The organism is Verrucomicrobium sp. 3C (genome assembly GCF_000379365.1).
Taxonomy (GTDB): Bacteria; Verrucomicrobiota; Verrucomicrobiia; order Methylacidiphilales; family Methylacidiphilaceae; genus Methylacidimicrobium.
Window position 1 is genome coordinate 76,670 of record NZ_KB901878.1, and the last position, 11,100, is coordinate 87,769.

Below are 11,100 nucleotides of genomic sequence, written 5' to 3' on the forward strand. Positions count from 1 at the left end.
GCTGGCGTTACCACCAGTAGCCGCTCCGAGTGCTTCCGGCTGGAGCAATAGTTGCCGGGTGGAGATCACTCCCTCCCCACTGGGCGATGCACCCTTTTCACGGCGCACGAGAGAAATGGCGGCTAGCTACATGGCTGCGCAGGCCAGCGGCTCGGCGAAGAGCGGGAGAAGATTCACGGGCAAGCCCTAGGGCTACTGCAAGGGAGCTCCTGCGTAACCCGTGAGCTCCATGTAGCCGACGCCGTGGAGCGGCTTCTCCCGGCGGGTGCCGGAAACCCGGACGGCACCCTCCCAGTAGGCGATCTCCCCGAGCGCATGAAGGTAGAGCTCCTGGTCGGCCATCCGGGGGGCGACTTCGAGAACCAATCCCAAGGAGGGGATCCGGATCCGCCAGGTCGCTGGGTAGCGCGCTCCAGTATGGGGGCTCTTCCAGGTGTCGACCCGTTCGAGGATAAATTCCCCGTAGCGGAGCCCCTGCCGGGTCCCGTCCGGCTCGACCCAGCTCCCGCCGGCCGTCGTGTCGATCGAGCCGTCCTTCTTCCGAAGCCCGTAGAGCATCAGCTCTTCGCCGGAATCGAGCTGGAGGGCAAACCAGTCCCATCCGACCTGGTTCTTGCCCAGGGTGCTCGAGCTGAACTCATGGTCGAACCAGCTCGTGCCGCGAAGAGGAACCGTCCTTTTCCCCTCCTCGAGCTTTCCCTGCGTTTCGAGCCGGGTGAAGGAGTAGTAGTAGGAGGCGGCTCCCGGCTCATCGGCCTTCCGGCTCAAGCCCGCCTCTCCGTGGAGCACCGGAGGCTTGCGCGAGTGGAGCGTAAGGTCGAGCTTCCTGTCGTTCTCCGCCGCCTGCACCCGGAGCGAGCCGTCGGGCTGCTCCTCGATCCGCCAGTCTCCGACCCAGACCTCCATCTTTCCTCCGGAGCTTCCCGCCTCCCCAAGCGCCCCTCGATCGGCCCGCTCCGCGAAGAAGAACTCTTTGGCCCCCAGGTCGCTAATCGCAAAATGGCCGAAGAAGATATCCCGGATCTTCCATTGACTCTCCCGTCGAGGGGCTTCACGGAAGAGACCACGGCGGAAGAGGGTGACCTCGAAGCCGTAAGCCGCTCCGTTCGGGGCGGACAGATTACCGGTCAAGTACCACCATTCGATCTGGAAGTCGGGATGGTTGCCGTGGTCCCGGGGAAAGCGCCAGGCCCATGGGTTCTGCGCGAAAACCCAGCTCTCGGCTGCGAAGACCCTTGCCTCGTCCATGCCCCGGACTGCGACGAGAAGAAAAAGGGCGATCCAGATCCGGTGCATCCAGCGGACCGAATTTCGAGCGAAGGAGGGGGGCATCGGGCAAAAATCTATTCCATGCGCATCGCTTCGGCGACCGGAATGCGGGCGCACCGCCGTGCCGGCCAGTAGGCCGAGAGGATGGCGGTCAGGATGACGACGGGAGGAAGCTCCCAAAGGAGCTTCCAGGGCATCGCCCACCGGACCGTCCATCCGAAGAAGGAGGGATTGATCACGTAGGTGAGGACCAGGGAAAGGCCCGTGCCAGCGAGCAGACCGAGCAGGGAGGAGATCGCGCCGAGAAGAGCCGCTTCCCCGACCAGCATCGCCTCGACACCGGAGCGGCTGACGCCGATCGAGCGCAAGACCCCGATTTCCCGGCGCCGCTCGACGCTCAGGATCACGAAATTGAGGAAGATCCCGCTCGCGCAGACGATCAGGGTGATTCCTTTGAGCAGCTCGGTGACGGTGAAGGTCTGGTCGAAGACCCGGAAGACCTCCTTGCGGACCTCCCGGTTCGAGTAGACGATCCAATCCCCAACCGGGGCGATCTGCCGCTGCAGGCTCTGCCGTACCCTTTCGGGGTCTTCGCCCGGCCGAAGGTAGAGCCCCAGGGTCTGGCAGCGCTCCTCATCCCAATAGCGCCGGTAGGCTCCCCAGTCGATGAGGAAGAGGCCGAACTCGGTCGTGTAATCGTAGAAGACTCCCGCGACCGTGAAAGGCCGATTGCCCCGGGGAGTCGGGATTTCGATCGGATCGCCTTCCCGGACATGGAATCGCTTGGCGAAGCTCTCGTTGACGATGACCCGGTCCGATCCCGCCGATTCGGACAGCACATGGCGCGCGTCGCCTTGCCGCAGGGAGAGGCCGCTGTACCGGGCAGCGACCGGAAAGCGGAGTGCGGCGCATTTGACCGTCTCGCCTCGGAAGAGGATCCGCTGCTCCCGGTAGCGCTCATAGGCGGCGACCGAGGGAAGGGAGGCGACCGCCTCCTCGATCGCCGGGGGGAGGTCCTGCTGGGTCCCGGCCCGGACGTTGATCGCGGGGGCGACGAAGAGATCGGCCGTCACCGTCCGGTGGAGCCAGTCGTCGACGGTCTTTCGGAAACTGAAGATCATGACGGTCACACTCACATACATCGCGAGCGCGGCGAGAAGAGCGGCGATGGTGATTCCGTTGTGATGGAGCGAATGGGCAAAATGGGCCATCGCCAGCCGCGGCAGGACCGAGCGGAAGCGGAGGGTGCTGGCGATCTCCCGGCAGACCAGGGGTACCAGCAAGGTGAATCCGAGGAGGGCGAAGAGGGCCGAGCCGAAGCTGAGCGTCGGCGGCCCGGTGCGGAGCGCGAGCCAGCCGAGGCCAAAGGCGAGCCCCCAGCAGCCGAACGCCGCGACCGCCCACCAGGGTCCGGCCCGCCGGCTCTTCTCCGCCAGGGTTCCCGGCGAGAAGGCTTCGACGGGCTCGACCCCCGACGCTTCCCTGGCCGGAAACCAGGCCGCCGTCGCCACTGCGGCGAGCCCGGCGCCCGCAGCGATCGCGATCAGCCCGGCCGAGATCGAGATCCGCTCGATGCGGAGGAGCGCGTAGATCGCGGTGACGCTCTCGGAGATCACCCCCAGGAGGCTTCGCGCCAGGAGCAGGCCGAGCGGCAGGCCGAGAAGGACCCCGACGCCCCCCACGACGAGCGCCTCCCCGAGAAAGAGCGCCTGGACTCCTGACCGCTGGAGTCCGAGGCTCCGCAAGAGCCCGATCTCCCCCCGACGGCGCACGACCGAAGCCTCCACCGCATTGTAGATCATGTACATTGCGACGAAGAGGGAGACCAGGGAGAGGGCGGTCAGGTTGAGCTCAAAGGCGCCGAGCATCTTTTCCACGCGCCGACTCCGCCCCTCCGGAGTCTGGACGATCATCGAAGGGGGTAGCCGGCTCCGGAGAGAAGCGGCGACCTGTCCGGGATCGGCTCCTTTCCGGAGCAGGCAGCTGATCCTCGAAAGCTTTCCGACTCTGCCGAAGCTCTCCTGGGCGCTCGCAATGTCGAGAAGGGCGAGATGCTCGTCGGCTCCGACCGCTTTCCCATGGAACTCGACTAGGTAGCGCAGCACGAAGTCGGCCTGCCCCGTCTCCGTCCGGAACGTGATCCGGTCTCCAATCCGCACACCCATCTTGTGAGCCAGCGTGGCGGTCAGCGCGATTGCCCGGGGATCGCGAAAAAATTCGAGCAGGTCGCTCTCCGAGCTTCCGCCCGCTTCGAGCGTGAAAGCCCGGAACGGGACGTTGGAGAAGAGGTCGATCCCTTCGAGTTGGAGATATTCCCCGGGATGGTCGGAGACCAGGCAGACCTGTTCGACCAGCGGCGTGGCCGCCGCGATTCCCGGGGTGCGCCGGACCGTCCGGAGGATCTCCTCGTCGATCGGCACCCCGTCTCCCGATACCTCCAGGTTCGCCTTGCCTGCGGTGGCGTCGACCGAGGCCCGGAACGCGGCCAAGGCGCTCCGGTTGAGGACGAGGACCCCAATGAAGAGGGCGACACCCAGGGCCACCGAGAGAACCGTGACGGCCGACATCGCCGGATGCCGAGCGATCTGGCGTCCGCAGTGGCGAAGAAAAAGGGCGAGCATGGAGGCTAAGATTCGGGCGCCGTCGCCGGCTCCTCTCCCACGATCCGGCCATCCCGCATCCGGACGACACGGGAGCTGGCCGCTGCGACCTCCTGGCTGTGCGTGGCGAGCACCAGCGTCGCCCCATGCCGCTTCCCGAGATCGCGGAAGAGATCGATCACGACCTGACTCGCCTCCGAATCGAGGTTACCGGTCGGCTCATCCGCCAGGACCAGTCCAGGTTCGAGCAGCAGGGCCCGCGCGACCGCAACCCGCTGCATCTCTCCCCCGGACATCTGCTCGGGCCGGTGGTGGCTCCGGTGGGCGAGCCCCACCTCTTCGAGAAGAGCTCGAGCCCTCTGCCGCGCCTCCTTGGGCGGCATTCCGCGGAGAAGACCCGGCAGCTCGACATTCTCCTCGGCCGTCAAGGTCGGCAGCAGGTTGAAGAACTGAAAGACGATCCCGATCTTCCGCAACCGCATCTCGGTCAGCTTCCGCTCCTCGAGCGCCGCCAGCGACTCACCCAGGACGACGACCCTCCCCTCGCTCGGCCGGTCGATTCCTGCCAGCAGGTGGAGCAGCGAACTCTTCCCGCAGCCGCTGGGACCGACCAGCGCCACGAACTCGCCTTCCTGGATCTCGAGGCTGACCGAGCGGAGAGCGCAGGTCACGCTCTCTCCCGAACCGTAGGATTTGGAAACATGATCCAGAAGGGCGACCAGTCGTCTCATCGAATCGCCCCTATCCGGAGATGCAGGCTGGGGCCATCCGTGCCTTGACCCGCCCAACCGGACATCGAAAGAAGCAAGCGTCCATCCGCGAAAGAGGCTAGCCCAAGAAACCTTGGCGTTGACAGCCCATTTTCCCCTTCAGGCCGAAGAAAGCGTCGTTTCCGGCCGTTGGGGACGGCGGAAGATCGACGGGAAAGAGGCTACGACAAGGGACTCGACTCGGCCGAGTCCTCTTCCTCGCTCAAAAGCAGCAGATCGGGATCGCCGCTTACCGCGACGTTTTGGGAAGAGACCCGTTCCACGCCGAACGCCTCCAGGTAGCGAGGTCCACCCGACTTGGGACCTGTTCCCGAGAGGCCCTCCCCACCGAAGGGCTGGAACGCCACGGCGGCCCCGATCATCGGTCGGTTGATATAGAGGTTGCCGACCCGCGCCCGCTCCCGAACCGAGCGAACCCGCCCGGAGAGGCGGCTCTCGAGCCCCATGGTGAGCCCGAACCCCATCCGTGCGACCTGGTCGAGAACGAGCTCCCATTCCTCGACGCAAAAGCGGACCACCGGAAGAATCGGCCCGAAAATCTCCCGATCGACCAGGGAGAGGGAAGGGATCTCGATCAGCCGAGGCAAAAAGTAGTGGCCGCCGGGGACGGCGGTCGAGGAGAGACGGGCTTTGGCTAAGAGCTTCCCCTGTTGCTCCAGCCGCGAAGCCTGATTCTCGAGATCGAGCAGGGCCGTCCGTTCGATCACGGGCCCAATGTCCGACGCGGGGTCCCGTGGATCTCCGACCACGAGCTCCTCCACCGCTCCGGCAAGCAGGTCGAGCAGGCGAGGCGCCGCCTCGTCCTGCACCAAGAGGAGGCGGAGGGAAGAGCAGCGCTGGCCCGCGCTTTGAAACGCGGAAACCACGATATCGTCGACGGCCTGCTCCGGCGCGGCCGTCGCATCGACCAGCATGACGTTGACGCCCCCGGTCTCAGCGATCAGCGGAGCCAATGCTCTCTCCCGGCTCGCCAGAGCCCGCGCGATTCGGGAGGCGGTGGCGCCCGAGCCGGTGAAGGCGACGCCCGAGACGCGGGGATCGCGGACAAGCGCCTCACCGACCTCCCCGTCCCCGGGCAGGAGATGGAGGACCTCCGGCGGAACGCCCGAGGTCAGCGCAAACCGGACCGCCTCGGCCGCGACGAGCGGGGTCTGCTCGGCAGGCTTGGCAACCACCGCGTTCCCGGCCGCCAGGGCCGCAACCACCTGTCCTAGAAAGATCGAAAGCGGAAAATTCCAGGGGCTGATGCAGGCGAAGAGCCCTCGGCCCCGCCAGGAGATTGCGTTGCGTTCCCCGCAGGGTCCTCCCAGCGTGCGAGGAGCTCCGAAGAGCCGTCTGGCCTCGGCCGCGTAGAAGCGGCAGAAGTCGATCGCCTCCTGGAGCTCCGCCATGGCGTCCGGAAGGGTCTTCCCCGCCTCCTCCCGCAGGAGGAAGAGGAGCCGGGCGCGTTCTCTCCAGAGTCGATCCGCCAGCACCTCCAAAGTCTTCGCCCGTTCTTGCGAGGAAACCCGCTCCCATCGAGGAGCTTGCTCCGAGCCGATCCGGAGCGCCTCTTCGATCCGATCTTCCTTAGTCCAGGCCACGGTTCCCACCTGCCGCGTCGGATCGGCGGGGGAGAGAACCGGCTCTTCCTCCTCCTCGACGGACCTTCCCGCCACCAGCGGGCGGGCTCGTCCCGGGCCGTCGGCGGCTTCGACCTCCCGCAGAAGCCGCTGGACTCCCTCCGGGTCTCCCCAATCGATCCCTTCGGCCCGCTTCCAGGCAGGCGCCGACAGCTCCGCAGGCTTAGGAATCCTCGGGTGGGCGACGGAGCGCAGCTGCGCGATCCGGCTCAGGGAAAGGGCATGGAGCGTCTCCTCTCCTTCCCCCAAGAAGCCCGCTTGGCCGACGCCATTTTCGAGGAGCCGCCGGGCCAGATAGCCGAAGAGTTCCGTCCGTGCTCCAAAGGGAATGTAGAGCCGAACCGGATGCCCCGCCTCGCGCAAGACCGAGGAGAGCGAGTCAGCGATCCCGTATAGCCGTTGAAACTCCCACCCTCCGCCCCCTCCGTCGGACAAGCAGAGGATGGCCGCCGCCGTCGCCGGATTGTGAGTCGCGAACTGGGCAAGGATCTGGCCCGAGCCCTCGAGCAACCGGCTGGCGCACGCCAGGTAGGAGAGTTCGGTGAGGGCCTTGCGCGTAAAAACCGGGTAGCCGGAAAGCCCCAGGGCCTGGGCGCGCCGGATTTCCGCGTCCCAGTAGGCTCCCTTGACGAGGCGCACCGCAAACCGTCTTCTTTTTTCCTCGGCCACTTTCCAAAGCCAATCGACCGCCGCCGCAGCGCGCTTCTGGTAGGCCTGGATGACGATGCCCAAGGATATTCCTCCCTCGAGTTCTGGCTCCTCCAGAAGCCGCAGGAAGAGATGGAGAAGGGGCCAAAAGCGGTCAGACTCCTCCGCGTCGAAGACGAGCCGAATGCCCGCCTTCTTGGCCTCTCGACAGAGATCCAGGACGGTGGCATAGATCTCTTCCGCGATCCGCTCCTCCTGGAGCGGTTCCCACCGGGGATGGAGGGCGGAAAGCTTGAGCGAAAGCTCCGGTGACTCCGCCTCTCTCGCTTCCGTATGCCCAAAGAAGGCGATCGCCTGCCGGTAGCGATCCCGAGCGTCTTCCGCCGCCCTTCGCGTCCGTGCGGCTTCTCCCAGCATGTCCCAGCAGAAGCGGTAGCCCTGGGCGCGGAGGGGAGCGATCCGCTCTGCTCCTCCGCGGAAATCTTCCGCGAGGATGAAGCGGCCGACGATCGCCTCTACGACCCTGCGGACCGTCTGTCTGGAGAGCGCCCGCATCCCCCGACGGAGCCAGCCCGGCAGGGGGGTGTGGCTCTCCCATCGGGCGAGCGCCCGGAGAGCGGTCAAGCCCCGGGAGGCGGCCCGACCGATCCCGTCTTGGACATCGCCGGCGCCCGAGCCCCACTCCCCTTCGAGCAGCTTCTCCGAGAGCAGGGCTTCTGCCGTGCCCTTGTCCGGAATGCGGGGCAGGGCCTCGGCCAGCTGCAAAAGCAGGCGTCCCTCCTTTTGTGAAAGCGGATAGCAAGCCAAGACCCGATCGACCCATTGCGGCCGCTTTCTCCCGCGCATCCGCTCGACCAGCCCTTCGGTCCTCTCTTCAATGTCCCGGTCAAGAGTCTCGCGCCGGGGAAGACGGGCAAGGAGCTCATCCCGGCAGCGCTCGTCCTCCTCCGCGTGGGCGGTCCTCACCCGCTCCCGCAGCGCTTTCCACCGCTCCCTGGGAGGTTCTTTCCCCTCCATCGCCTATCTCCTTGCCCCAGGCCGAAAGGCCCAGCGATTCCTGTTTGTACATCGCAAGGCCCTCCCGGAAAAGAAAGAGACTAGTACATCGACTCATAAGTTCGCAGCAGCATATTCGGCTTGGAATTGCTAGGTGAGCTCGATGATGTGCTGAAGCTTTTCCGGCCCTTTAGTCCAATGGAAGGGCTGGCAGTGGTCATTGTATTTGGCGAAGTAAGCCTTGAGGAAGCGCTCTAAGTCCTTGCCCGATTTGTGAACAGACTGTTGAAGGCCCTGTCGGGTCAGGATGCTGAAGAAGCATTCGATGAGGTTTACCCAGGAAGCATGGGTCGGCGTATAGTGAAAGCTGACGTTAGGGTGAAGCCTGAGCCAGTTTCGGGCCTTTTCATTCTTGTGCGTGTTCAAATTGTCCAAAACCACGTAGAGCCGCTGGTCCTCGTAGCGTTTGACGAGCTCGTCCAGAAACGAGAGGAAATCGGCCGAGGTCCGGGTCTCCTTGACATGGGCAAAGACCTTGCCGCTCTTCACCTCCAGGCTGGCCAAGACCGTGCGCGTTCCGTGCCGGACATACTCGTTGGTCCAACAACGGGGCCTTTTCGCCCGCAAAGGCAGCATGGGCTGCGTGCGATCCAGGGCCTGGATGCCGGTCTTCTCGTCCACGCAGAGCACCACGGCGTTCTCCGGAGGCTGCATGTACAGAGCGACCACTTCGAGGAGTTTCTCCTTGAACTGGAGATCCGGGCTAAACGTGAAGGTGCGAAGGCAATGCGGATGCAGATCGTAAGCTCGCAGAATGCGCGCGACCCGAGCTGGGGGCAAACCCAGCTCCCGCGCCAGCGTGCGGATGCTCCACCGGCTCAAACCTCTCGGCGGTTTACTGCACGCGGTCATCACCACTTTGCGCGTAAGCGATTGGCTTATCGTTACCGGGCGTCCGCTCCGCNGCTCATCGTTGAGCCCAGCGATCCCCTCCGTGGAAAACCGTCGCCGCCATTTGCCCACGATATGCGCGTTGCACTGGAGCCGCCGGGAAATCGCCGCGCTGGAAACCCCATCGGCAGCCATCAGAATTATCCGTGCTCTCATCACCAACCCAGCTTTCGCATTCCTCTTGCGGACGATCTCTTCTAACACTTCTCTCTGCTCTTCACGAATCGGTAATGCAGTTAAAATGGCTCCCATAATGAAAGCCATAATACCTAGTCTGCACTGTTATGTCACGTAATTATGAAGCGATGTACTAGGCACGATTGCGGTCCGTCCTCTCCGGGGCAATGTCCAAAGAGAAAGCTTGACAAAGAGACGTTGCCTTGTGAGAGGTTCCTGCCCTTAAATCATTTTTCGAGAGGCTTATGCCCACCCCCTCTTCCGAATCCGGAGAATGCGCAACCCCCGTCGGCGCCCTACCTCCCCACCCACCGCTGCTCTCCTATTCCCGGACTGGGATCCACCGCGAAGTCTACGTGCAAGGTCTCTTCGAGGAAGTTGCCCCCGAATACGAGCGAATGGAAGGATTCATGGCGCTGGGCTCCGGCTCCCGTTACCGAAAGCAAGCCCTGCTTCGGGCAGGGCTCGCCCCAGGGGATACCGTGCTCGACGTCGGCACCGGGACCGGACTGCTGGCGCGCGAGGCGCTTGCGCTCGCCGGCCCGCAAGGGTGCGTCTTGGGGGTCGACCCCAGCCCCGGCATGCTCAACGAGGTGCGCGAACCGCGCCTGCAACTGCTCCGCGGGAGTGCGGAGGCGCTCCCGCTTCCCGACGCAAGCTGTGATTTCCTGAGTATGGGCTACGCATTGCGCCATCTCCGGGATGTTCACGCCGCTTTCGCCGAATTTTACCGGGTCCTCTGCCCGGGCGGTCGGTTGCTCCTTCTCGAAATCACTCGGCCCACGAGTCTCTGGGGCCGCCTCCTTCTTCGCGGCCATCTTCGCGTCGTCGTTCCGCTCCTGGGCCGTTTCGCGGGCTGCTCCCAGGCCAGCAAAGAGCTCTGGCATTACTACCACGAGACCATTGAAGCTTGCGTTCCGCCTCCGGTCATTCTGGAAGCGCTGCGCGCCTCCGGGTTTCTTGACGTGCAACGTCACGTAGAGTTCCGCTGCTTATCGGAATACATGGCACGCCGACCGGGAAGAACCGACCATCCTAAAAGCCTGCCGGCACAGGAAGAGTGATAGGCCAGCGGCGCCAGATATCCCTCCTTGTTCCGGATCGTTGGCGTTGCCACGGAGAGGGCCAAAACGCCATGTTTCTTCGCCAGGATCTGGCCGACTCCAGGTAGGGCTTTGTCCCCCCATCCGGTGTGAGCTGCGCCCAGGAAGGCGTTACCCGCCCGTGGCGCGCATAGGAAGCAATGGAATCGGCCAATGCCTCGTTACGGCTTCGTATCCCGCTGGGGTATCCCGCTGGGGCTACCCAATCCGGCACCGTTAAACCCGGTTAGGTGTGACCAGGAGGAATCCCCGGCGACGACCTTTAAGCCCATCTGGTGCTCCTTTGCCCAGAGCCGATACATCGCCATTTGGGCGCGCGCGCTGGCAAGGTCCGATTCCTTCTTTTGCTCCGTCTTCGGATGCGAAGGAATCCCAGCGGCGGCGTCCAGAGCCATGACCGCCTGGGCAACCCCCTCTTTGTCCCCATGGTCGGCTGCTCGATAGAGAGCGGCATTGAGCGGGGCAAATGTTTCCATGTCCGGCGCTGTAATTTTATTTGGCGGAGTTCCCGTCTGCGCAGCTTGCCAGGCCACCAGAAAGCGCCCCATGTTTGCGTAGCTCGGGTCTCGAACGAACTGGCTGACCTCGGCTTGGAGCTCCGAAGGGAATTCGATTGCGACGGTTTTCCTCTCAGCTTGTGATGAAAGAATCGGAGCCAGCCGAGTTCGTCCTGGAAGGTTGGGATCTGATTATGGGCTTCACCCGAGAGGAACAGGGTCTTTTGTTTTGGAGTTCATGCGGCGGCGAGGATGGCCAGACATTGTTTAGGGGTGGAGCAGAATCGTTCGCGGAACTGCGGGAGGGATTGTTCGCCGAGGCGTTCGGAGAGGAGCGAGAGGAGGGCGTTACGGATGAGCGCCAAGTTGGCCAGCAGGTTGGGCTGGCGAGAGCGGGAACGGTCTTCGCCCATCAGGACATCGCGTCGCCAATGATTGCGGATTTCGGCTCCGCCCCAATGTCCTCG

The 11,100-nt window shown here is 64.3% G+C and carries 9 protein-coding genes; 2 read left to right on the forward strand and 7 right to left on the reverse strand.

Features of this window, described 5'->3' with window-relative positions:
- On the forward strand, positions 1–190 hold a 190-nt coding region (locus tag A37A_RS21635; protein ID WP_231363946.1), incomplete at its 5' end, for a hypothetical protein.
- A gap of 2 nt (positions 191–192) precedes the next feature.
- On the opposite strand, the gene A37A_RS0114340 is transcribed toward A37A_RS21635, so the two are convergent.
- From A37A_RS0114340 to A37A_RS0114360, 5 genes are all read right to left on the reverse strand, one after another.
- Positions 193–1,296 (reverse strand): carotenoid 1,2-hydratase, encoded by a 1,104-nt coding sequence (locus A37A_RS0114340; RefSeq protein ID WP_040889569.1) that lies wholly within the window; start codon positions 1,294–1,296, stop codon positions 193–195.
- 47 nt (positions 1,297–1,343) lie between these two features.
- Positions 1,344–3,890 carry an FtsX-like permease family protein gene (locus A37A_RS0114345; RefSeq protein ID WP_018292171.1) on the reverse strand — a complete coding sequence of 849 codons (2,547 nt, stop codon included), beginning with the start codon at positions 3,888–3,890 and terminating at the stop codon, positions 1,344–1,346.
- Positions 3,891–3,895: 5 nt separating this feature from the next.
- On the reverse strand, positions 3,896–4,600 hold the full coding sequence (locus A37A_RS0114350; RefSeq protein ID WP_018292172.1) for an ABC transporter ATP-binding protein: 705 nt from the start codon (positions 4,598–4,600) through the stop codon (positions 3,896–3,898).
- A gap of 200 nt (positions 4,601–4,800) precedes the next feature.
- Positions 4,801–7,926 (reverse strand): bifunctional proline dehydrogenase/L-glutamate gamma-semialdehyde dehydrogenase PutA, encoded by a 3,126-nt coding sequence (gene putA, locus A37A_RS17775; protein WP_018292173.1) that lies wholly within the window; start codon positions 7,924–7,926, stop codon positions 4,801–4,803.
- A gap of 129 nt (positions 7,927–8,055) precedes the next feature.
- Positions 8,056–9,012, reverse strand: a complete 957-nt coding sequence (locus A37A_RS0114360) for an IS630 family transposase (RefSeq protein ID WP_231363947.1) — start codon at positions 9,010–9,012, stop codon at positions 8,056–8,058.
- A 266-nt stretch (positions 9,013–9,278) separates the two neighbouring features.
- On the opposite strand from A37A_RS0114360, the gene A37A_RS17780 reads away from it, so the two are divergent.
- Positions 9,279–10,097, forward strand: a complete 819-nt coding sequence (locus A37A_RS17780; RefSeq protein WP_018292175.1) for a class I SAM-dependent methyltransferase — start codon at positions 9,279–9,281, stop codon at positions 10,095–10,097.
- Positions 10,098–10,297: 200 nt separating this feature from the next.
- On the opposite strand, the gene A37A_RS0114370 is transcribed toward A37A_RS17780, so the two are convergent.
- Both A37A_RS0114370 and A37A_RS20860 read right to left on the reverse strand, forming a co-directional pair.
- A complete protein-coding gene (locus A37A_RS0114370; RefSeq protein ID WP_155996714.1) occupies positions 10,298–10,612 on the reverse strand; it encodes a hypothetical protein in 315 nt (104 codons plus the stop codon).
- Positions 10,613–10,869: 257 nt separating this feature from the next.
- Positions 10,870–11,100 (reverse strand): DDE transposase family protein (locus tag A37A_RS20860; RefSeq protein WP_196799660.1); only part of this gene is annotated, 231 nt, incomplete at its 5' end.

Coding starts and splice junctions, on each gene's coding strand:
- A37A_RS0114340 (WP_040889569.1), bottom strand. CDS start 1,296: ATGCACCGGATCTGGATCGCCCTTTTTCTTCTCGTCGCAGTCCGGGGC.
- A37A_RS0114345 (WP_018292171.1), bottom strand. CDS start 3,890: ATGCTCGCCCTTTTTCTTCGCCACTGCGGACGCCAGATCGCTCGGCAT.
- A37A_RS0114350 (WP_018292172.1), bottom strand. CDS start 4,600: ATGAGACGACTGGTCGCCCTTCTGGATCATGTTTCCAAATCCTACGGT.
- putA (WP_018292173.1), bottom strand. CDS start 7,926: ATGGAGGGGAAAGAACCTCCCAGGGAGCGGTGGAAAGCGCTGCGGGAG.
- A37A_RS17780 (WP_018292175.1), top strand. CDS start 9,279: ATGCCCACCCCCTCTTCCGAATCCGGAGAATGCGCAACCCCCGTCGGC.
- A37A_RS0114370 (WP_155996714.1), bottom strand. CDS start 10,612: ATGGAAACATTTGCCCCGCTCAATGCCGCTCTCTATCGAGCAGCCGAC.